This is a genomic window from Sinorhizobium sp. 7-81, assembly GCF_030124405.1.
Lineage (GTDB): Bacteria > Pseudomonadota > Alphaproteobacteria > Rhizobiales > Rhizobiaceae > Sinorhizobium > Sinorhizobium psoraleae.
The window spans coordinates 104,613-125,188 of record NZ_JASKLT010000011.1 but is presented as its reverse complement, the minus strand read 5'-3'; the positions used below and the strand labels follow the sequence as shown (position 1 = coordinate 125,188).

Genomic DNA, 20,576 nt, shown 5'->3' with positions numbered 1-20,576 from the left:
GCGTTCCTATGTCAGCAATTGACGGCAGAGGTCGACGACGTCGTTGGCCCAACCGGAGAGGAGGGCGAAGAGAACCACCCAGACGGCCAGCATGAAATGCCAATACGTGGCGCAGAGCCCGATCGCGAGACGCGTCCGCCGGTCGATCGGCGCGTCCCACGTGCGCAGCGCGACGCGCCCCAGCGCCGCAAGTCCGCCGACGATGTGCAGGCCGTGCATTCCGGTGATCATGTAGAAAAAGCTGTTGGCTGGGTTGCCGCTCAAGAGATAGCCGGCCGAAGAGAGCGCTCGCCAGGCGAAAAGCTGTCCAACGAGAAAGGCGAGGCCAGCGGCGAGCGCGACGAGCAGACTGGTCCGTGCCGCCTCGTCATTCCGCCGTTCGGCTTCGACCTTTGCCCAATGCAGGGTCACGCTGCTCAAGACGAGAACGCCGGTATTGATCCAGAGGAAGCGCGGCAGCGGCATTGGCGACCAGTCGGACGAGGCCATGCGCATGAAGTAGGCGCTGATGAAAAGCGTGAAGAGCGCGCCAACGACGGCGAGAAAGACGCCGAGACCGATCTTGGCGGCCGGCACCGGCTCGATGCCACGGCGGTCGTGCGTGTGCCCAACTTCCAGCCACGGTTTCGAGGCCAGTCGCTGCTGTGCCAGCCACCAGGCGATGATGACGGCGATGACCGCCAGGAAGACCATCACGACCGTCATGAAGCGGCCTCATGGGACATGCGTCCGGGCGCCGGCTGGTTCTGCGGAATGAAGTCCTCGGGTGCGCCGGGGACGCTATAGTCGTAGGCCCAGCGATAGACGACCGGCAGTTCCTTGCCCCAGTTGCCGTGGGGCGGCGGCGTTTCGGGTGTTTGCCATTCGAGCGTCGTTGCGCGCCAGGGATTGCCGCCGGCCTCTCTGCCATGGCGCAGGCTCCAGACCAGGTTGAAGAGAAAGACGATCTGGGCCGCGCCGACGATGAGCGCTGCGACGCTGATGAAGGCGTTGAGGCTGTGGACGGAGTCCGTCACGAACGACGCATCGCCAAGCTCGTGGTACCGGCGCGGCACGCCGACGAGGCCAAGATAATGCATCGGGAAGAAGATCGCATAGGCACCAAGGAAGGTGATCCAGAAATGCAGCTGACCGAGCGCCTCATTGAGCATGCGTCCGGTGACCTTGGGATACCAGTGGTAGATAGCGCCGAAGATGACGAGAATCGGAGCAACGCCCATCACCATGTGGAAATGCGCCACCACGAACATGGTATCGGAGAGCGGCACATCGATGACGACATTGCCGAGGAAGAGGCCGGTCAGCCCGCCATTGACGAACGTGACGATGAAGGCGAGCGCGAACAGCATCGGCAATGTCAGGTGAATGTCGCCGCGCCAAAGCGTCAGCACCCAGTTGTAGACCTTGATTGCCGTCGGCACGGCGATGATCAGGGTCGTGGTCGCGAAGAAGAAACCGAAATACGGGTTCATGCCGCTGACATACATATGGTGCGCCCAGACCACGAAGGAGAGCGCGCCGATGATGACGATCGCCCAGACCATCATCCGGTAGCCGAAGATGTTCTTGCGGGCATGGGTGCTGATGAGATCGGAAACGATGCCGAAAGCGGGCAGGGCGACGATATAGACTTCCGGATGGCCGAAGAACCAGAAGAGGTGCTGGAACAGGATCGGACTGCCGCCGCCATATTCCAACTGCTCTCCCATCTCGGCGATCGCCGGCATGAAGAAGCTCGTACCGAGCAGGCGGTCGAAGAGCATCATGACGCAGGCGACGAACAGCGCCGGGAACGCGAGAAGCGCCATGACCGTGGCGGTGATGATGCCCCAGACCGTCAGCGGCATGCGCATCAGTGTCATGCCACGGGCTCGGCCCTGCAGGACCGTGACGACATAATTGAGGCCGCCCATCGTGAAGCCAATGATGAAGATGATCAGCGAAGAGAGCATGAGGATGATGCCCCAGTCCCTGCCGCCCGGTGTGTTGGAGAGGATCGCCTGCGGCGGATAAAGCGTCCAGCCCGCTCCAGTCGGTCCGCCGGGCGCGAAGAAGCTTGCGGCCAGCACCAGCACCGCGAGCAGATAGATCCAATAGCTCAGCATGTTCGCGTAGGGAAAGACCATGTCGCGAGCGCCGACCATCAGCGGAATGAGATAGTTGCCGAAGCCGCCGAGGAAGAGCGCGGTGAGCAGATAGATCACCATGATCATTCCATGCATGGTGATGAACTGGTAGTAGCGTTCCGCATCGATCAGTTCGAATGTGCCGGGAAAGCCGAGTTGCAGGCGGATCAACCAGGAGAGCACCAGCGCGACCATGCCTATGGCGATTGCGGTCGTCGAATACTGGATGGCGATGATCTTCGCGTCCTGGCTGAAAACGTATCGGGTCCACCAGCTGTGCGGATGATAAAGTTCAACATCCTCGACTTCGGCGGGCGGGACCGCCTCGCCAATACCTGACCGGACGTCGACCATCATGTTCCTCCCCGTTCCCTACCGCATGTTTCCTCAAACCGGAGCCGATTCAGGGATAAAAACATGCAGTAATTCAAAGTGCTACAGCGACCCTGTGCATCTGATTAAGACGCCCGGTGCCGTAGTGTTCTGTCCTGGCGCCTCCTATTGCGCCGACGAGGCGTCGGCCGTGGCTGCCGTCGGGCTCCCACCGGCAGATGCCGTCAATTGCGAAAAAGTCTGCTGCTCGGCGAGCCACGTCTGGTAATCCGCCTCGGTGTCGACCACCACCGTGCCGCGCATCTGCGGATGGCCAACGCCGCAGAGCTCGGCACAGAGGATCTCGAACGTGCCCGTCCGCGTCGGCGTGAACCAGAAATAGGTTACCATGCCGGGCACCATGTCCATTTTGGCGCGGAATTCCGGCACGTAGAAATCATGCAGGACGTCGACCGAGCGCAGAAGGACCTTGACCGGTTTGCCGATCGGCAGGTGCAACTCGCCGCCTTCTATAATGAGATCGTCCAGAGTTGCCGCGTCGTTGCGGTTGAGGCCGAGGGAGTTCTCGGGCGCGACGTCCCGGGTTTCCGATGTTCCGAGCTTTCCGTCCGCGCCCGGCAGCCGGAAGCTCCACAACCACTGCTGGCCGACCACTTCGACTTCCGTGGCCTCCGCCGGAACGGTGACAAACTGGTTCCAGACGAACAGGCCGGGCGCGAGCATTGCGATGACGCCAACCGTCGTGCTCATTGCGAGCCAGCCTTCAAGCCGCTTGTTTTCGGGTTCGTAAGCGGCCTGATTGCCCGGGCGATGCCGGAAGCGCAGAACACAATAGGCCATGAACAGGACGACCGCGACGAAGACGAAGCCGGTAATCCAGAAAGTTATGATCAGGGTATTGTCTATGTAATTCCAGTTGGAGGCGATTGGTGTCCACCACCAGGGACTCAACAAATGGAACAACACTGATCCGGCGGCCAACAACACCAGAATCACCACCACGGCCATTTCTTGTCCCTCCTCGCCGTGATCGGCTGTGGGCATGAATACGCAATCCGCAGAGTTCCGATCACGATTATTGCACGAACGGAAAATAGTCGCAAATCGCCCGAAAGGGTTGTCGTCATGTTCCCTTTCGCGCGTGAGTTTTGGCTATTGAGAATGTTGTTTGAGGTAGGCAATCACGTTGGAGATATCGGCCTCTTCCTTCAGGCCGGGAAAGACCATCTTGGTTCCTTTCACCTTTGCCTTCGGATTCTGGAGGTATTCACGCAACGTCGCCTCATCCCAGACCAGGCCGCCCTTGCCGGCCTCGACCATAGCCGGTGAGTAGCGGAAATTGGGATGCGTGCCGGCTGTCCTGCCCATGACATGATTGAGCGATGGGCCGACTTTGTTGGTGTCTTTGTCGACGACGTGACAGACCGAGCATTTCTTGAAGACGACCGCGCCGGCCTCGGCGTCACCCTCTTGCGCGAGGGCCGTCACGGGACAGAGTGAGAGTGCCGAAAAGGAGAAGGCAACAACAGAAATTCGCATGACACTTCCTCAATTTCGCCGGGCGCGGGGCAAGGAGGACTATCGTCAAATCGTCGTTTTGGCGGTGCTTGCTTCTCTGAATGATGGCGCGCCGAGGGCGGTTGATACTTGCGACAAGAACAAAACTAAGGCCCGCTTGGCAGAAGTCAATTGCCGGGGCGCGTCCAGCGGTGCCAAGGCCCGGGAGATACGCTCCCTGACGGTTTCCACGGCGGCGCGCCGGGTCAGACGCGGTTTCCCGCCACGTCGAAGAAATGCAGGTAGTGCGCGGGAAAGTGGACCGGGATCGTGCCGGAGGTCGTCAGAAACGACCGGTCATTGGTGAAGGCCTTGAAGCTTGTCCGGCCGAGCGACAGGTGCAGGATGATGCCGAAGCCGGTGGGCTCGACGAGTTCCACCGTCGCGAGCAGGCTGTCCGGCCCGTGCCCCGCAAGCACGACGTGCTCGGGACGGATGCCGAGCGTCGCCTTGGCATTGTCCGCGGCCGACGCGGATGCATCGAGCGGAATGCTGACGCCGCTCTCCGTCTCGAAGCTCGGCCTTTCTCCGGCACGGTATGTGCCCTCGAAGAAGTTCATGCCGGGGGAGCCGATGAAGCCTGCAACGAAGAGATTGGCGGGTCGGTCGTAGAGTTCGAGCGGGCTTCCCACCTGTTGGACCACGCCGGCGTTCATGGCGACGATGCGGTCGGCCAGCGTCATCGCCTCGATCTGGTCGTGCGTCACGTAGATCGACGTGGCGCCGAGGTCCTTGTGCAGTTTCTTGATCTCGGCGCGCATCTGTTCGCGCAGGCGAGCGTCGAGATTGGAGAGCGGCTCGTCAAAGAGAAAAGCTTTCGGCTGGCGGACAATCGCGCGCCCCATGGCGACGCGCTGGCGCTGGCCGCCGGAGAGCGCACGCGGGCGGCGCTCCAGCAGGGGCTCGAGACCGAGCTTGGCGGCGGCGCCCGAAACGACGGTCGTGATCCTGTCCTTGGCCGTCTTGCGAAGGCGCAAGCTGTAGCTCATGTTCTTCTCGACCGACATATGCGGGTAGAGCGCATAGGACTGGAAAACCATCGCGATGTCGCGGTCCTTCGGCGCAAGTTCGTTGACCCGCTTGCCGGCAATCCGAATCTCGCCGGCTGTCACGCTTTCAAGCCCCGCGATCATGCGCAGGAGGGTGGACTTGCCGCAGCCGGACGGGCCGACGAGGACGACGAACTCACCGTCGCGGATCTTGAGGTCGACGTCGTGCAGCACCGGGTGGATGCCGTAGGATTTTTGGATATTGGCGATATCGATGGAAGCCATGGGTAATCAGCCTTTGACCGCGCCGGCCGTGAGGCCCTGGACGAGATAACGTTGAATGAGCAGGAAGAAGAGGCAGGCGGGGATCAATGCCAGCACGCCGGCCGCCATCATCTGTCCGAAATCGACCGAAAACTTCGAGACGAAGGAGAGGAGCCCGACCGGGAAGGTCGCCTGCTCGTTACCGGAGATCAGCATCAGCGAGAATAGCAGTTCGCTCCAGGCGGCGGTGAAGACGAAACCGAGCGTCGCGGCGATGCCGGGCAGCGTCAGCGGCAGAATGATCTGGCGAAAGGCGACGAATTGCGTGGCGCCGTCTATCATCGCCGCTTCCTCCAGATCCTTCGGAATGCCATCGAAGAAAGACTGCATCAGGAAGGTGGCGAAGGGTACGTTGAAAGCCGTGTAGACGACCACGAGGCCGGTGAGGCTGTTGGTCAGCCCCATCGGTGACAGGATCTTGAAGATCGGCGCGACCAGCATCACCAGCGGGAACATCTGGGTAAGCAGCATCAAGGTCACCAGCCAGTACTTGCCGCGGAAGCGGAAGCGCGAGAGCGCATAGCCGGAGAGCGAGGCGAGGATCGTCACGATGACCGCGGTCGAGCCCGAGACGATCAGGCTGTTGCGGAAGAAGACCGGAAAGGCGCTGTGCCTGAGCACAAAGTCGAAATGCTCGAAACTGGCGCGCGACGGCCAGAGGCGAACGCCCTCGGTATAAAGCAGGTCGTTCGGTGTGACCGCTACCTTGAGCAGCCAGAACAAGGGGAAGAGCGCAAAGGCGATATAGGCGAGGATCGCCAGGCGGTGCGCAATGGTGAGGAAGGCTGATTTGGTGCGCATCGGTTTTCAATCCTTGCTGAGCAGCCACTGTCTCAGGATGACGATCAGCAGCGAATAGGCGAGCAGCAGTGCGAGCAGCACCAGCGCGATCGCCGAGGCATAACCGAAATCGAGCCGCTTGAAGGCTTGGGTGAAGATGTAGCTGGCGACGATCTGTGTCCGGTCGGCCGGCCCGCCATTGGTCATGACGATGATGAGGTCGGCGAAGTTCGAGATCCAGACCGTGCGCAGGAGGATGGTGATCGCGATCGTCGGCGCCAGGAAGGGAAGGGTGATCGAAAGGAAGCGCTGGACCGGTCCCGCGCCGTCGATGCTGGCGGCTTCGTAGAGATCGCGCGGAATCGCCTGCAGCGCGGCAAGCAGGGTGATCGCGAAGAAGGGGATGCCCCACCAGATATTGGCGACGATCGGCCCCCACATGGCGAGCTGCGGATCAGAGAGAATATTGGCCGGCTGGCTCATCAGGCCGAGCCCATAGAGCCAATGCGGCAGCGGACCGACGACGGGGTTGAAGAGCCAGGCCCAGTTGAGGCCGGCGAGAAAGCTCGGGACGGCCCAGGGCAGGAAGACGAGCGCCTGAGCGACGGCGCGGCCGTGGAAGGGTTTGTCGAGAAGCAGGGCGAGGATCAGCCCGAAAGTGAACTGCAGCAGCACCGAAGCGCCGGTCCACCAGAGCGTGTTGCTGAGCGCGCGGAAAAACGCCTGGTCCTGCGACAGCGCCCTGAAATGATCGAGCCCGACGAAGGCGCCGGAGAAGGGGTTGAGCAACTGGATGTCGCGGAAGGCATAGGAGACGCCGAGCACGAGCGGCACGAGCATGACCGCGACGATCAGGATCAGCGCCGGCGCGCTGTAAAGATAGGGCGCGGACGCGTCGGCGATGCGTTTCATCAGCGGCGGACGAATAGCAGGCAAGCCGTTATGGCGTGCGGCATAGGCCATCGATCGTATTTTCCCCTTTTTGACCGCCGTTATCGATCGGCGTGCCTCTTTGTCACTACGGCAGTCGACCGGCGGCGGCACGAGCCGCCGCCGGTACCGGTTTACTTCTTGTTCGCCAGGTACTTCTGCTGCGCCTTGGTCAGGTAGTCGGCCCACTGGTTGGCGAGCTCTTCCGGCGTAATGTCGCCAAGCAGCGCTTCCTGGGTCGTCTTGATTGCCAGCGAATCCTTGAAGAAGGCGAATTCTTCCAGATAGGTCGGCATGACGGTCAGCACGACATCCTTGTCGGCCAGTTCATCGAACCAGCCCTTGAATTGCGGGCTTGCGTAGAAGGGGTCCTTCTCGGCCGACTTGTGAACCGGCAGCGCGCCTGTGCGCTTGTTCCACTCGATATTGCCTTCCGGACCTTCGAGCGTTTCGATGAGCTTCCAGGACAGATCCTTGTTCTGGCTTGCGGAAAGCATCGACCAGCCGGCAAAGCCGATCGTAGTGAAGGCCTTGCCGCTCGGACCCTTCGGCATCGTGGTGACGCCGAAGTCGTCCGGCTTCATGCGCTGGGCAATGGCGATCAGCGCATCCGGATCCTGGTCGAGGAAGGCGCAGGTGCCGCTATAGAAGCCGGCAACGATTTCATTGAAGCCCCAATTGACGCTATCCTTCGGCGCGAGGCCCTTCTTGTAGAGATCGATGACCCAGGTCAGGCCCTTGACCCAGCCCTCGCTGTTCATCGTCGACGTGCCATCTTCGTTGAAGAACTTGTTGTCGCCGGCCATGGTCGCGCCGAACATCACCCAGCCGTTGAGGCCGCCCGGACCCCCGCGCAGGCAGTAGCCGGATTTGCCCGGCAGCTTGGAGACCGCTTCCGATGCCTTGACGAAATCGTCCATCGTCTTCGGTGGCTCGGCAACGCCCGCTTCGGAAAGCAGCTTCTTGTTGTAGAACATCGCCCGCAGATAGAAGCCGTAGGGCAGCATGTAGGCGGTATCGTTGACGTCGCGGCCGAGTTCGAGCGCACGCTCGGTCAGGCCAGATGTGTGCTCCCACTTTGCGAGATAGGGCTCGAGGCTTTCGAGCATGCCGTTATTGGCATAGAGCGAGAGCCAGGTGTCAGGCATTTCCATGACGTCCGGGATCTCTCCGGCCGAGACCATCGTCGCGAACTTCTGGAACGCTTCGCCCCAAGGCAGCGAAATGATTTCGACAGTGGTGCCGGGGTTTGCGGCCTCGAACTTGGCGACGATCGACTTCAGGGTTTCCGTGCGCTCGGGGCTGGTGATGACCTCGACGAGCTTCAGCTTGGTGTCGGCGAGCGCGCTGCCGGCCATCAGCGTCGCAAGCAGCGTGGCGGTGATCAGTTTCCTCATTTCAGTTCCCCTTTTTCTTGGGTGGTTGATCGCTTCTCTGAGAACGGGATGCGGGCGGAAAACCGCTTGCACTTCCCCATCCCGCTCGTCGTCAGCCTGACGAAGCGGCGGCAATCGCCGCTTCGAGATCGCTCCAGAGGGCCTCCGTTCCCTCCAGGCCAACATGGAGCCGTACCGACCGCGGAGAAATGCCGAAGGCGGCCGCGGAATTGGGCTGGGCTTTCTGCGCCAGAACGACTTCGCCCGGCACGATGAGGCTTTCGTGACCGCCCCAGGAAACGCCGAGCTTGAACAATTGAAGATGATCGGCAAAGTGGCGCACGTCGACGCCCTCGCTGAAGATGAACGAGAACAGGCCGGACGTGCCGGAAAGACCCGGCGGCAGATGATTGGCGAGGCCGGGATGGCAAACCGTTTCGACCAGCGGATGGCTTTGCAGGCGCTGCGCAACAGTGAGTGCCGAGCGTTCGTGCGCCTTCATCCGGATCGGCAGCGTCCGAAGCCCGCGGATCAGGAGCCAGGCATCGAAAGGCGAAAGCTTGCCGCCGAGATAGGGGTAGGCTTCGGAGCGGATGCGGCCGATCAGTTCCTTCGAGCCGGCTACGACGCCGGCTACGACATCGCTGTGGCCGCCGAGATACTTCGAGGCCGAATGTATGACGAGATCGACGCCGAGCGCGATCGGCTGTTGGAACACCGGGCTCGCCCAACTGTTGTCGATCACGGTGACAATGCCCTCGGACTTGGCAATTGCGGCCAGGGCGGAAACGTCGTGAGTGTCCATGACCCAGCTCGTCGGGCTTTCCATATAGAAAAGCTTGGCGCCGGGCAGAGCCTTCGCCACCGCCTCCTCGTCACGCCCGTCGACATAAGTGACTTCGACGCGCATGCGTCTCAGATGCGTGCCGAACAGCCGGAAGGCGTCGGGATAAACATGCTTCACGGCGACGATGCGGTCGCCCGGCTCGACGAAGGAAAGAACGGTGGAGGAAATCGCCGACATGCCGCTGGCAAAGCCGATTGCGTCGTCGGCGCCTTCGAGTTTCGCCAGCATCTCCTCGAACATCCTGACCGTCGGGTTGAGGCCGCGTGTATAGATCGGCCGCACCCGCTCGCCCCGGTAAGAGGCGACCATGTCATCATAGTCCTTAAAGGTGAAAAGCGACGTCTGGACGATCGGCGGCACGACCGCATCGAAGGCATTGCCTTCGTCATGCGCGACGATGAGGGAGGCTGCATCGAACGGATCGAGGCCGTTGTTCATTTGGACATTTCCTTGATGTCTTCCTCGACGATCGCGAGGATTTTCAGTGTTTCCAAGCGCGCTGCGTCGGAGTCCTGCGCCGCGATCGCGTTGAAGAGCGTGCGGTGGAACGGGAAGGAGCGCCGCGCGAAATCCGGCCGGTCGAAAGGCTTCTCCCAGAAGCGCTCGAAGGCTTCGCGCATCTGTTCGAGAAGCTGGCGGAAGAGCGGATTGTGGGTGGCGTCGTAGATCGCCAGGTGGAAAGCCAGGTCTTCCGGACCAGACGTGCCCTTGGCGAGATGCACGCGTTCCATCTCATCGAGTTTTGCTTGGATGTTGATGAGGTCCGTATCCGTGCGGCGGCGCGCGGCCACCATGCCGGCCTCGGCCTCGATTCCACGCCGCACCTCGAGCGTCTGCAGAAGCGCATCGCGAAGGTGCTGGGTGTCGAGCGTCAGCGGCATGTGGATCGTCGCGCCGGAAATGGTGCGCAGAAGATAGGTGCCACTGCCCTTGCGCGCCTCGACGACGCCGAGTGCCTGGAAATGGCTGAGGACCTCGCGGACCGTGGAGCGCCCGACGGCAAGCGCCGCCATCAACTCGCGCTCTGCCGGCAGCCGATCGCCCTGCTTCAAGCCGGAATGCTGGATGTAGTCGGCAAGAGCGGCAATGACCTGCTGCACCCGATCGACCGGAGGCAGGGGCAGGAGCGTCGCCTTGTCTTGCTGCGGCATCCGGTTCCCCCCATGACGCCAAATTGGTCTGACATCTGAGCAATATGCCGCCGGCGAGTTGGGCGGTCAAGCGGCAAACTCGGGTTTCTCGACCGACATTACGCGGGACTTGAGTTCTGGATCGCCGGATCACACGGCTATCTACGGTGCGGCCCCAGCCCCTCAGCTTGAATGCAAAGAACGCCGGCGCGTTGCACCGGCGTTCTGCAAGACACGGAAAGGCGCGTCAGACCTTGGCGACATGGACCTCGCGCGGCAGCGAGGAGAGAACCTCCGGCCCGTCGGCGCGCAGGATGACGATATCCTCGAGCCGGATGCCGAAGCGGCCGGGCAGGTAGATGCCAGGCTCGATCGAAAATACCATGCCTTCCTCAAGGATCGTTTCGGAAGTCGCGGTGATGTAGGGCGGCTCGTGACCGTCGATGCCCATGCCGTGGCCTGTGCGATGCACGAAATATTCGCCATAGCCGGCATCCGTAATCACCTTGCGGGCGGCCGCGTCGACCTCCTTCGCCGGCACGCCCGGGCGGGCTGCCTTCATCGCCGCCTGCACCGCTTTTTCGACGATCGTGTGGATCTGGCCATAGCCCTCCGGCGGGCGGCCTACGACCGCCATGCGGGTAATGTCGCTCGGGAAGCCCTGTTTGCGGCCGCCGATGTCGATCACCACGGCGTCGCCTTCTTCGATAGCGCGGTCGCTCGCCGAATGGTGCGGAAATGCGCCATTGCCGCCGGCACCGACGATCCAGAAGGCCGGTGCCGCGCCTTCCGAGGAAAAGTGCGCACGGATCTCGGCCGCGAGTTCCTTCTCGGTCATGCCGGGGCGGATCTTCGAGAACGCGGCCTGCATCGCCCGATCGGCGATCGCCGCGTTCATCTTCAGGAGTTCGTATTCACCGCGATCCTTGCGCATGCGCAGTGCACCAAGCGTGCCCGGCGTAAAATCGCGCACGGTGTCTTCCGGCAGATTGTCGAGAAGCAGCAGCGCAAAATCCGCGCGCATCGTCTCATCGAGAACGACGCGGCCGGGCTCTGCGGCACCGAGTCCGGAGAGCGCCGTCCTGAGCGCCTGAACGGGACCTTCCGCGTCCGACCAACTGTAGAAGTCAATGTTGGTATGCTCGCGCGTGCCCTCGGCGTTGAGCGCCGGCATCAGAAAGGCTTCGCGTTCCGGCGCGATCAGAAGCAGGCAGGGGCGTTCGTCCGGATGCGGATGGAAGCCGAGAACCCAGTCCATGTGCGATCCCGGTGCGATTGCGATCAGTCCTGTGCCGGTTTCCTTCATTCGTGCGCGCAGTGCGGCAAGCCGCGTCTTCGTCTGCTCGTTCATGTGGTTCCGTCCTGTGTTGGTGGGGAAAATGCTGTATGCGAGGCGGGCGTCAGGCGGTGTGTCTTATCCGTCAGCGCGACCCTTATTTCTTCACTGTTCCGCGGCGGCCTGCGGCGCGCGTCACCGCCAGGCTGTTGTCCGGGTCGCCGAAAGGCTCGCCGTCGCCGAACACATCCATCGTGCAGGTATGCAGAATGGTCGCAGGCTCGTTCGTGTGGTTCCAGGTCGCGTGGGTGCGCGTGGAGGGGAAATGGGCTGAATCACCAGCCTTCAGAACGACCCGTTCGCCGTCTATTTCCAGCGTCAGCGAACCCTCGAGGATGAAATAGATTTCCTCGCCTTCGTGTGACATCGGTTCGCTTCGGCGCCCGGGTGGCTCATGAATGATCGTGCTTCGAAGGACATTGCCGGGGAAGGCGGCGGAGAGGCGTTCGTAGGAGACGTTGCCGTCGCCGTCGCCGAGCGCATAGATCGGGCGGTGCGCGCGGCGGGTGATGGGCGAGGCAACTTTCGGCGGCGTGAAGACGGTGCCGATTTCGACTTTCAACGTGCGGCAGACGGCGATCAGCGATGTGAGCGAAGGCACAGTAATGCCGCGCTCAATCTGGGAGATGAAGCCAACGGAAAAGCCGGAGCGGTCGGCGACGTTCTGAAGCGTCAGCTTCAGTTCCTTCCGGCGCCGGCGCAGCCGCTCGCCGAGCGGCGGGTCGCCTCCACCGAGGCGCGCTTCTGAAGAGTTCTCCGTCTCCAAAGGCTTCTCCCGCTTTTTAGTATTTCTTCAAAGCTGGAGCAGTCATGAACCGCTGTCAACGAGATTTTTTAGCTATACTAAAAATCGTCGTCGGATGTACTTGAGCGGGTTTGCGCCTTGGTTGTCTCTCAGTGTGTTGAGATTGGGTTCATCTGGCGAGGCTGAGCAGCTTTGCGATCGCTTGCTGGTCAAAGCCGCCGATACCTTCGCGGATATCGGCTCCGATTGCTTCGGCGACAGCATCCTCGTCGCGTCGTCTCAGCGCGTCGATCGCCTCGCGATGGCGATCGACGACGTAGAGTTCCGCGACATGCTCCATGGCGATGCCGAGAATGGGCCCGAGCTGCAGCCACACGCTCTCGATCAGCGGCATGGCGACCTGGTCCGGATTGGCCATGTATATCTGTCGGTGGAACGCCTGGTTGGCGATCAATGCCGCAGCCTTCTGGCCATCGAGGATCGCGGCCTCGATGGCTTCGTCGATTGCGACGATGCGGTCGATCTGCCGGTCGGAAAGATGGGCGACCGCCCTGCGCGCGGCGTGGCTTTCGAGCACGATCCGTAGCGAGATCAGTTCCTCGAAGCGCGCCGGCGTGATGCGCGGCACGACGATCCGCCGGTTTTCGAGGAAGTCTAGCGCGCCGATAGAGGTCAGCTGCCGCAGCGCTTCGCGCACCGGCGTCGGGCTGCTCTCCAGCGCTTGGGCCAAACCGCGGATTGTCACCGACGTCCCGGGGCGAAAGGCGCCGACCATGATCGCCTGTCTGAGGCGCGCAAAGGCATAGTCATGCGTGGTCATGCCTTCCGGCCGTTCCAACGCCGGCAAAACCAGGGCCTTCAAGATTGCGATTCCTCCTGCCGCATCGGTTCGCGCGGCTGATAGCACCGGTCAAGCTTGACTTCAAATCGTGAATTATGTCAACTTTCCTTAATTGTGATCACAAAATAAGAATTGAGATATGTCTCTAGAGGCGGAAGATCCAAGCGCATTCAAGGTCTGGCTGGAACAGAACGGCCCGATCGAAAGCATCCAGGCGGTCATCTGTGACCTGAACGGCATCATGCGCGGCAAGCGTGTGCCGGTCGAACAGGCTTCCAAGGTGCTCGGAGGCGGAATCCGCATGCCGCTCTCGATCGTCGGCGTCGATGTCTGGGGAGAGGACATCATCGGCAGCGAACAGGTTTTCGCGACCGGCGACCGCGACGGAATCTGCGGTGTCACCGGGCGCGGTGCGCTGCCGGTCAACTGGACGTCCCGGCCAAGCGCGCTGGTGCCGCTCTGGCTCTTCGTCGAGGACGGCAAGCCGTTTCTTGCCGACCCGCGTCAGGCGCTTGCGGCGATCGTCAGGGAGTACCGCGAATTGGGCTTGCGTCCCGTCGTCGCCACCGAGATGGAATTCTACCTGATCGACCCGGAGCCTGACAGCGCCGTGCCGCCGATTTCGCCCTACACCGGCAAGCGGCTCGATTCCGACGCGATTCTATCGATCGACGAACTTGACGATTTCGGCGAGTTCTTCTCAGACGTCTACAAGGAATGCGCACGGCAGAACGTGCCGGCGGACGCCGCGATCGCCGAGAACGGTATCGGCCAGTTCGAGATCAACCTGCTCCACACCAACGATCCGCTGAAGGCGGCGGACGACGCGATTTTCTTCAAGCGCATCGTCAAGGGTGTCGCGCGCAAGCACGGGCTCGCGGCGACCTTCATGGCCAAGCCCTATGGCACGCGATCTGGCAATGGCATGCACGTCCATTTCAGCCTACTCGACGAGGAAGGCAACAATGTCTTTGACGACGGCAGCGACGAAGGGTCGTCCGTGCTGAAGCATGCGGTCGCCGGTCTGTTGCGAGGGATGGCGGAGACGACGCTGCTCTTCGCGCCGCATTTCAACTCCTACCGGCGGCTGAGACCCGATACGCATGCGCCGACTTCGATTTCCTGGGGCTACGAGAACCGCACTTCGGCGATCCGTATTCCGGGCGGAAATCCAGCGGCGCGGCGCATCGAGCATCGCGTGGCCGGTGCCGACGCCAACCCCTACCTCGTCATCGCCGCGATCCTTGGTGCAGCACTCGTCGGCATCCGCAACAAATGGAAGCCAGCGGCACCTGTTGAGGGGCGGGCCTACGATGCGGAGAAACTGCCCAAAATTCCTGCCGAGTGGGGGCAGGCGGTCGATGCCTTCGAGGCCGGACCGATTGCCGCCGAAATCTTTGACCCCGTGCTCCGCTCCATGCTGATCGCCTGCAAGCGCCAGGAGATCGCCGGCTTTGCCGAGCAGGTTACGGACTATGAGTTCAGCGCCTATCTGGAAATCGTATGATGGCAAGCGCAACGAAATCCTACGCCGGTGACGGCAGCTATCCGACGAGCTATTACGCCGCGTCCCGCAACATTATCCGCACCCCGGTTAAGCTTCAGGGCCGCATCGAGACAGACGTTTGCGTCGTCGGCGCCGGCTATTCGGGCCTGTCGACGGCAATCCACCTCGCCGAAAAAGGCTACCAGGTCACTGTGATCGAAGGCGCGCAAGTGGGGTGGGGCGCCTCGGGTCGCAATGGCGGACAGGTCGTTAACGGCCTCAACGCGAGCCTGTCGACGATCCAGAGCCGCTACGGCGAGGATGCGGCCCGTTTCATCGGCGGCCTGGTGCAAGAAGGAGGTCGGATCATCCGACGGCTCGTCAGCCAGTACCAGATCGACTGCGACCTGAAGCCCGGCAATATCTATGCCGCCTATACCGCCGCGCATATGAAGGAACTGGAGGCCAAACAGGCACTCTGGCGCAAGTACGGGATGGACGACCACCAGCTTCTCGACCGCGAGGCGCTCAGAAAGCTCGTCAATTCCGATGCCTATTGCGGTGGCATGCTCGACACAACGGGCGGCCACATGCATCCGCTGAATCTCGTGCTCGGCGAGGCCCGCGCCTTCGAGAGCCTGGGCGGCACGATCTACGAGATGTCGCCAGTGACACGCGTGGACCATGAGGCGGCGCGACCGACAGTCTATACGCAGGAAGGCGAGGTCAGCGCGCGCATCGTCGTCCTCTGCGGCAATGCCTATCTCGGCGACGCGGTGCCGAAGCTCGTCTCGCGCGTCATGCCCGTCTCGACGCAGATGATCACCACGGCCCCGCTCGGCGAGGAGCTCGCCCATTCGCTGATCCCGAGCGACATGTGCGTGGAGGACGTGCGCTATATCCTCGATTATTTCAGGCTCTCGGCTGACAAGCGGATGATTTTCGGCGGGGGCACCGTCTATGGCGGCACGGATCCGGCGGATGTCGTCGCCAAGCTCAAGCCCAATCTCGAAAAGGTTTTTCCGCGGCTCAAGGGTGTGAAGATCGATTATGCCTGGAGCGGAAACTTCGCGCTCTCCTTCACGCGCGTGCCGCAGATGGGGCGGATCGGCGCCAATACCTATTTTGCCCATGGCTATAGCGGTCATGGCGTCACCGGTTCCCACCTCTTCGGCCGCACGCTCGCCGAGGCGATCGACGGCGACACCGCGCGCTTCGACGTCTTCGAGAAACTACCGTGGTATCCGTTCCCGGGCGGACGAATGTTCCGCGCGCAATATTCGACGATCGGCTCCTGGTGGTATTCCTTCAAGGATGCCGTCGGCTGGTAAAATGCCTGCCGCCGTTTCGAGGCGATTGGTTGCCGCGGCTGCCGTCTTTCCCTCCCAAATCGATTCCGCTCGTCCCGATCATGCGCTAGAATTTCTCGGCTGAACCGTCTGACCGGCGCGTTCAGATGGGCGTGATATCCGACGTACCGCAACGGTGCGCGGCCGGCTTTTCCTTGGCCCGGATCTCAACAAATCGAGATCGCGGCAAACGCGACGCGTGGACATCTATTTCGGGGCATTCACGCCCTGACCGCGGGCCAGAGCCATGACAGAACGGTCGCGGTCGATCAGGGAGGTCGGAAATGTTCATACGCTTCGGTTACGAGATCGGCGTTCGGTGCACCCAGCCAACGCCCATGATGACCTATCTTTCGGTCGTACCCGAACGGCGTGGAAGCATTGTCCGGGAGCACGGCCCGGTCGCGTCACCGATGCTGGCGATGGAGGAAATCACCGATCCCCACGGCAATGCCTGCCTGCGGATGGTCTTGCCCGAGGGCGAAACCGGGCTCAGCTATGACGCGGTGATGAATGATGACGGCAGGCCGGACGCCTCGGATCCGTTGGCGGAAGCCGTGCCGGTGGAAAGGCTTCCGCCCGCCTGGCTGCCTTATCTTTCCGCCAGCCGCTATTGCGAGACGGACCGGCTCGGCGCGCTGGCGTGGAAGCTTTTCGGCGATGTTCCGGCGGGATGGCTGCGCGTCCAGGCGATCTGTGACTATGTCCACGACCGGCTGGTTTTCAGCTATGGCTATGCGCAGGCAATGCGCACGGCACTGGAAGCGCATGAGGATCGCTTGGGCGTGAGCCGCGATTACGCCCATCTCGCCATTGCTTTCTGCCGCTGCATGAACATGCCGGCGCGGTACGTCAACGGCTACATGACCGATGTCGGCGCGCCGGAAAGCCCGGCGCCGATGGATTTCAATGCCTGGTTCGAGGTTTATCTCGGCGATCGCTGGTTTACATTCGATGCCAAGAACAATGCGCGGCGCATCGGCCGCATTCCGGTCGCGCGCGGCCGCGACGCGGCAGACATCCCGCTGATGCAGACTTTCGGCAAACACGAACTCACCGCCTTTACCGTGTGGACCTCGGTCGAAAGCGACGTGTCGCTTGCCCGCTCGCACCGGGCCGCCGATGTCTCGCTGCTGACCCCCTGGTTCAGCGAAACTTGGTCGCGACATCTCCAGGAACGCGACCGCAATCGGCACTGAATGTAGCCAGGCTCCGTAAAACAGATTTTTCGTTTCCGGCGCGATCGGCAGAAAATAATATCTATAAACTCAATGGATAATATAGGAGAACAAAGCTGCTCGTGGAGTTGCGAAACAGCGGAGTGGCAAGATGAACGCGATCAAGGCGACAACCCAACCCCGCTACACGATCTACACTGCACAACCGGCGCGACGCGCGCGGGGCAATCTCATTCCTCACACCGTCGCTATTGCAGCGGCTTTCGGTTTTCTGTCGGCGCTCATCATCGGCGCGATCTGAAACGCCAGTGGTGGGCTAACCTGACCGCGACAATGCTCGTCCACGGCGAGCCATCCCCGCCGCGGCGTAATCTCGAACGCGATCATTTCCATTTCCTCCGCCCTGTCGGGAGGCCGCGGACGGCGAGATCGTTCCCCTTGCGGTCCGGGCTGCTGGCGTCGTAGCCTTGCCCTCGGCAAGCGGGAATCTATGACATATGCGGCGGATTGCTCCGGAAGACTGGTATGCGGTGAAGCGTCTCGAAAATGACGTCACCTCTATTTCGGAGCCGTTCATACAGGAGTTCTACCGCTGCAACGTCTGGCACGTGCGCGGCCGTGACCGCGACATGCTGGTCGACAGCGGCCGGCGCGCATTGTCGATGGCGGGCATCTTCCGAGTTTTCCGGCGAACGCTATCGGGTGCCGATCAAGGACTGGCTCGACCAGAAAGAAGACAATTTGACGGGAAGGAGAAGTGAATGCTCGACAAGAGAAAGTTCTACATCAACGGCGAATGGATCGACCCCATCGAGCCCAAGGATCTGGAGGTCCTGAACCCGGCGACCGAGCAGCCGATCGCAGTGATTTCCATGGGCACCGCCGCCGATATCGATCATGCCGTTGCCGCCGCGAAGAAGGCCTTTGCAAGCTACAGCCAGACCAGCGTCGAGGAACGTCTGGCGCTGCTCGAAAAGCTGCTTTCGATCTACAAGCGTCGCTATGACGAGATGGCCGCGACGATCACGATGGAACTCGGCGCCCCGGCGACGATGGCGCGCGAACAACAGGCTGATGTCGGGGTCGGTCACCTGCAGGGCTTCATCGACGCGCTGAGACGCTTGAAAACACGTGACCGGCTTCCGAACGGCGATGTCATGCTGCGCGAGCCGATCGGCGTCTGCGGGCTGATCACGCCCTGGAACTGGCCGATCAACCAGATCGCTCTCAAGGTCGTGCCGGCGCTTGCGACCGGCTGCACCTGTGTGCTGAAGCCAAGCGAATTCACGCCGCTCAACGCCATGCTCTATGCGGAGATGATTGACGAGGCGGGCTTCCCGGCGGGTGTCTTCAATCTCGTCAACGGCGATGGGGTCAGTGCCGGTGCCGCGCTCTCGAAGCACAAGGACATCGACATGATGTCGTTTACCGGTTCGACCCGGGCGGGCATCGCCGTCAGCAAGGATGCGGCCGAAACGGTCAAGCGCGTCACGCTGGAGCTTGGCGGCAAGTCGCCGAACATCGTCTTTGCCGACGCCGATCTCGAGGATCGCGTCACCGGCAGCATTCTCGAATGCTTCAACAATTCCGGCCAGTCCTGCGACGCGCCGACGCGCATGCTGGTGGAGCGCAGCGTCTACGACAAGGTGGTGGAGATTGCGAGACGTGTCGGCGCCGAGGCGAAGGTCGGCGACCCGACAAAGGAGGGCTCGCACATCGGCCCGCTCGTCAGCCACGTCCAATACGGCCGCGTCCAGGCGCTGATCGAGGCGGGCATTGCCGAAGGCGCCAAACTGCTCATCGGCGGCGTGGGCAAACCGGAAGGCTTCGAGACCGGCTATTTCGTCAAGCCGACGATTTTTGCCGACGTCGACAATACCATGCGCATCGCGCGCGAAGAGGTATTCGGTCCGGTGCTGGCGATCATTCCCTTCGACACGGAAGAGGAAGCGATCCGAATCGCCAACGACACCAATTACGGGCTCGCGGCCTATGTTCAAACGGGGGACCCGAAACGGGCGGAACGCGTCGCCGCAAGGCTGCGCGCAGGCATGGTGCACATCAATGGCGGCCCGCACCGCTACGGTAGCCCCTTCGGCGGTTACAAGCAGTCCGGTAATGGCCGCGAAGGCGGCATGTTCGGACTTGAGGATTTCCTGGAAGTGAAGACCGTCCACGTCCCGGACGCGGCATGATCTGCCGCTAGGCTAAATCCAGCCGGTGCCGCCGCGCCGGCTGATTTTTATTGCTAATTTAGCGGTTGGCCGCTGTTGTCGGCAGCAGGCCTCTGATAGCTGGCTTGCGGGTGCCATTGAGCTCGTGGCGCCGCAGTAAGTCGACCCCTCTGGACATCGCCGTGACACAAGCCGCCGGTTCCGTTTCTTCCCGCAACTCGATTGCGATGGCAGCGCTGCTGCTCGGTGGTGTCGCCATCGGCGGGTCGCCGATCTTCGTTCGGCTTTCCGAAGTCGGGCCGATGGCGACGGCCTTCTGGCGCGTAGCCTTGGCTCTTCTGCCGCTCGTCGCCTGGTCATGGCTGCGCAACGGATCGGCGAGCGACAGGCGGCCGGAGCAATTCTCCGATTACGCCATGCTCATCCTGCCCGGCGTCTTTCTCGCGATCGACCTCGCCGCCTGGCATCTCGCACTGACCATGACGTCCGTTGCGAACGCGACACTGCTCGCAAACCTTGCGCCGGTCTTCGTCACGCTCGCGGGCTGGGCGCTGTTTCGCACGCCGGTCAGCGCCGTCTTCGTCGCGGGGCTTGCCACGGCCGTCGCCGGCGTCGTGATCTTGAAGGGCGGGCCCGCCGCGCTCGCTGGCGGCGACGTCCTCGGCGACGGCATCGCTGTCGTCGCCGCGATGTTCTATGCTGGCTATATCCTGGCGATCGGCACGTTGCGGAGCCGGTTCAGCACCAACCGGATCATGATCTGGAGCACCGCCTCGGCTGCCGTGTGCATGCTGCCGATGACGCTTGTCGCTGAACCCTCGCTCTTCCCGGCAAGTGCCTTCGGATGGGCGATGGTGTTCGGCCTCGCCTTCGTCAGCCATGCGGGCGGACAGGTGGCGATCACCTATGCGCTCGCCTACCTGCCGGCAGCTTTCTCCTCGCTGACGCTGCTCTTGCAACCGGTCGTGGCGGCGATCCTCGCCTGGATGCTGCTCAGCGAACCGGTGGGCCTTGCGCAGGCGATCGGCGGCGCGATCGTGCTCGTCGGGATCTTGATCGCCCGCCGCGGATAACC

At 62.1% G+C, this 20,576-nt stretch carries 20 protein-coding genes; 7 read left to right on the top strand and 13 right to left on the bottom strand.

Annotated elements, in window-relative coordinates; all coding sequences use genetic code 11:
• Positions 1 to 6: 6 nt before the first annotated feature.
• From QN224_RS26730 to QN224_RS26670, 13 genes are all read right to left on the bottom strand, one after another.
• Positions 7 to 705, bottom strand: coding sequence for a cytochrome c oxidase subunit 3 (locus QN224_RS26730; RefSeq protein ID WP_283979076.1), 699 nt, complete (start codon positions 703 to 705; stop codon positions 7 to 9).
• On the bottom strand, positions 702 to 2,480 hold the full coding sequence (gene ctaD, locus QN224_RS26725; RefSeq protein WP_283979075.1) for a cytochrome c oxidase subunit I: 1,779 nt from the start codon (positions 2,478 to 2,480) through the stop codon (positions 702 to 704). Before ctaD ends, QN224_RS26730 begins: the two co-directional genes overlap by 4 nt.
• Before the next feature lie 144 nt (positions 2,481 to 2,624).
• The gene (locus tag QN224_RS26720) at positions 2,625 to 3,467 is read right to left on the bottom strand and encodes a cytochrome c oxidase subunit II (protein ID WP_283979103.1); all 843 of its coding nucleotides are present in this window, start codon (positions 3,465 to 3,467) and stop codon (positions 2,625 to 2,627) included.
• 144 nt (positions 3,468 to 3,611) lie between these two features.
• Entirely contained in the window at positions 3,612 to 3,998 is a 387-nt protein-coding gene (locus QN224_RS26715) for a cytochrome c family protein (RefSeq protein ID WP_283979074.1), read from the bottom strand.
• 224 nt (positions 3,999 to 4,222) lie between these two features.
• Positions 4,223 to 5,290 (bottom strand): ABC transporter ATP-binding protein, encoded by a 1,068-nt coding sequence (locus QN224_RS26710; protein WP_173509362.1) that lies wholly within the window; start codon positions 5,288 to 5,290, stop codon positions 4,223 to 4,225.
• A 6-nt stretch (positions 5,291 to 5,296) separates the two neighbouring features.
• Positions 5,297 to 6,130: a carbohydrate ABC transporter permease gene (locus QN224_RS26705; RefSeq protein ID WP_283979073.1), complete on the bottom strand. Its 834-nt coding sequence runs from the start codon at positions 6,128 to 6,130 to the stop codon at positions 5,297 to 5,299.
• Between the two features lie 6 nt (positions 6,131 to 6,136).
• Positions 6,137 to 7,072 carry a sugar ABC transporter permease gene (locus QN224_RS26700; RefSeq protein ID WP_283979072.1) on the bottom strand — a complete coding sequence of 312 codons (936 nt, stop codon included), beginning with the start codon at positions 7,070 to 7,072 and terminating at the stop codon, positions 6,137 to 6,139.
• Between the two features lie 101 nt (positions 7,073 to 7,173).
• Positions 7,174 to 8,436 carry a sugar ABC transporter substrate-binding protein gene (locus QN224_RS26695; RefSeq protein WP_269281904.1) on the bottom strand — a complete coding sequence of 421 codons (1,263 nt, stop codon included), beginning with the start codon at positions 8,434 to 8,436 and terminating at the stop codon, positions 7,174 to 7,176.
• A 91-nt stretch (positions 8,437 to 8,527) separates the two neighbouring features.
• On the bottom strand, positions 8,528 to 9,700 hold the full coding sequence (locus QN224_RS26690; RefSeq protein WP_283979071.1) for a PLP-dependent transferase: 1,173 nt from the start codon (positions 9,698 to 9,700) through the stop codon (positions 8,528 to 8,530).
• On the bottom strand, positions 9,697 to 10,413 hold the full coding sequence (locus tag QN224_RS26685) for a FadR/GntR family transcriptional regulator (RefSeq protein ID WP_173509367.1): 717 nt from the start codon (positions 10,411 to 10,413) through the stop codon (positions 9,697 to 9,699). Before QN224_RS26685 ends, QN224_RS26690 begins: the two co-directional genes overlap by 4 nt.
• 226 nt (positions 10,414 to 10,639) lie before the next feature.
• The gene (locus tag QN224_RS26680; protein ID WP_283979070.1) at positions 10,640 to 11,743 is read right to left on the bottom strand and encodes an aminopeptidase P family protein; all 1,104 of its coding nucleotides are present in this window, start codon (positions 11,741 to 11,743) and stop codon (positions 10,640 to 10,642) included.
• An 82-nt stretch (positions 11,744 to 11,825) separates the two neighbouring features.
• Positions 11,826 to 12,494, bottom strand: a complete 669-nt coding sequence (locus QN224_RS26675) for a helix-turn-helix domain-containing protein (protein ID WP_283979069.1) — start codon at positions 12,492 to 12,494, stop codon at positions 11,826 to 11,828.
• A 148-nt stretch (positions 12,495 to 12,642) separates the two neighbouring features.
• Positions 12,643 to 13,335 (bottom strand): GntR family transcriptional regulator, encoded by a 693-nt coding sequence (locus QN224_RS26670; RefSeq protein ID WP_283979068.1) that lies wholly within the window; start codon positions 13,333 to 13,335, stop codon positions 12,643 to 12,645.
• 118 nt (positions 13,336 to 13,453) lie between these two features.
• On the opposite strand from QN224_RS26670, the gene QN224_RS26665 reads away from it, so the two are divergent.
• The 7 genes from QN224_RS26665 (at position 13,454) to QN224_RS26635 (ending at position 20,574) form a co-directional block, all read left to right on the top strand.
• A complete protein-coding gene (locus QN224_RS26665) occupies positions 13,454 to 14,821 on the top strand; it encodes a glutamine synthetase family protein (protein WP_283979067.1) in 1,368 nt (455 codons plus the stop codon).
• Positions 14,818 to 16,131: an FAD-binding oxidoreductase gene (locus QN224_RS26660; RefSeq protein ID WP_283979066.1), complete on the top strand. Its 1,314-nt coding sequence runs from the start codon at positions 14,818 to 14,820 to the stop codon at positions 16,129 to 16,131. Before QN224_RS26665 ends, QN224_RS26660 begins: the two co-directional genes overlap by 4 nt.
• A gap of 302 nt (positions 16,132 to 16,433) precedes the next feature.
• Positions 16,434 to 17,348: a transglutaminase family protein gene (locus QN224_RS26655; protein ID WP_283979065.1), complete on the top strand. Its 915-nt coding sequence runs from the start codon at positions 16,434 to 16,436 to the stop codon at positions 17,346 to 17,348.
• Between the two features lie 130 nt (positions 17,349 to 17,478).
• Positions 17,479 to 17,628 carry a hypothetical protein gene (locus tag QN224_RS26650; protein WP_283979064.1) on the top strand — a complete coding sequence of 50 codons (150 nt, stop codon included), beginning with the start codon at positions 17,479 to 17,481 and terminating at the stop codon, positions 17,626 to 17,628.
• 196 nt (positions 17,629 to 17,824) lie between these two features.
• Positions 17,825 to 18,088 carry a hypothetical protein gene (locus QN224_RS33940; protein WP_336621128.1) on the top strand — a complete coding sequence of 88 codons (264 nt, stop codon included), beginning with the start codon at positions 17,825 to 17,827 and terminating at the stop codon, positions 18,086 to 18,088.
• A complete protein-coding gene (locus QN224_RS26640; protein WP_283979063.1) occupies positions 18,089 to 19,522 on the top strand; it encodes an aldehyde dehydrogenase family protein in 1,434 nt (477 codons plus the stop codon).
• A 161-nt stretch (positions 19,523 to 19,683) separates the two neighbouring features.
• Positions 19,684 to 20,574 (top strand): DMT family transporter, encoded by an 891-nt coding sequence (locus QN224_RS26635; protein ID WP_369292615.1) that lies wholly within the window; start codon positions 19,684 to 19,686, stop codon positions 20,572 to 20,574.
• Positions 20,575 to 20,576: the final 2 nt, after the last annotated feature.

What these genes read in the sequence shown, in the direction of transcription:
- QN224_RS26730 (WP_283979076.1), bottom strand. Translation starts at nt 705, where the DNA reads ATGACGGTCGTGATGGTCTTCCTGGCGGTCATCGCCGTCATCATCGCC.
- ctaD (WP_283979075.1), bottom strand. Translation starts at nt 2,480, where the DNA reads ATGGTCGACGTCCGGTCAGGTATTGGCGAGGCGGTCCCGCCCGCCGAA.
- QN224_RS26720 (WP_283979103.1), bottom strand. Translation starts at nt 3,467, where the DNA reads ATGGCCGTGGTGGTGATTCTGGTGTTGTTGGCCGCCGGATCAGTGTTG.
- QN224_RS26715 (WP_283979074.1), bottom strand. Translation starts at nt 3,998, where the DNA reads ATGCGAATTTCTGTTGTTGCCTTCTCCTTTTCGGCACTCTCACTCTGT.
- QN224_RS26710 (WP_173509362.1), bottom strand. Translation starts at nt 5,290, where the DNA reads ATGGCTTCCATCGATATCGCCAATATCCAAAAATCCTACGGCATCCAC.
- QN224_RS26705 (WP_283979073.1), bottom strand. Translation starts at nt 6,130, where the DNA reads ATGCGCACCAAATCAGCCTTCCTCACCATTGCGCACCGCCTGGCGATC.
- QN224_RS26700 (WP_283979072.1), bottom strand. Translation starts at nt 7,072, where the DNA reads ATGGCCTATGCCGCACGCCATAACGGCTTGCCTGCTATTCGTCCGCCG.
- QN224_RS26695 (WP_269281904.1), bottom strand. Translation starts at nt 8,436, where the DNA reads ATGAGGAAACTGATCACCGCCACGCTGCTTGCGACGCTGATGGCCGGC.
- QN224_RS26690 (WP_283979071.1), bottom strand. Translation starts at nt 9,700, where the DNA reads ATGAACAACGGCCTCGATCCGTTCGATGCAGCCTCCCTCATCGTCGCG.
- QN224_RS26685 (WP_173509367.1), bottom strand. Translation starts at nt 10,413, where the DNA reads ATGCCGCAGCAAGACAAGGCGACGCTCCTGCCCCTGCCTCCGGTCGAT.
- QN224_RS26680 (WP_283979070.1), bottom strand. Translation starts at nt 11,743, where the DNA reads ATGAACGAGCAGACGAAGACGCGGCTTGCCGCACTGCGCGCACGAATG.
- QN224_RS26665 (WP_283979067.1), top strand. Translation starts at nt 13,454, where the DNA reads ATGTCTCTAGAGGCGGAAGATCCAAGCGCATTCAAGGTCTGGCTGGAA.
- QN224_RS26660 (WP_283979066.1), top strand. Translation starts at nt 14,818, where the DNA reads ATGATGGCAAGCGCAACGAAATCCTACGCCGGTGACGGCAGCTATCCG.
- QN224_RS26655 (WP_283979065.1), top strand. Translation starts at nt 16,434, where the DNA reads ATGTTCATACGCTTCGGTTACGAGATCGGCGTTCGGTGCACCCAGCCA.
- QN224_RS26650 (WP_283979064.1), top strand. Translation starts at nt 17,479, where the DNA reads ATGAACGCGATCAAGGCGACAACCCAACCCCGCTACACGATCTACACT.
- QN224_RS33940 (WP_336621128.1), top strand. Translation starts at nt 17,825, where the DNA reads ATGCGGCGGATTGCTCCGGAAGACTGGTATGCGGTGAAGCGTCTCGAA.
- QN224_RS26640 (WP_283979063.1), top strand. Translation starts at nt 18,089, where the DNA reads ATGCTCGACAAGAGAAAGTTCTACATCAACGGCGAATGGATCGACCCC.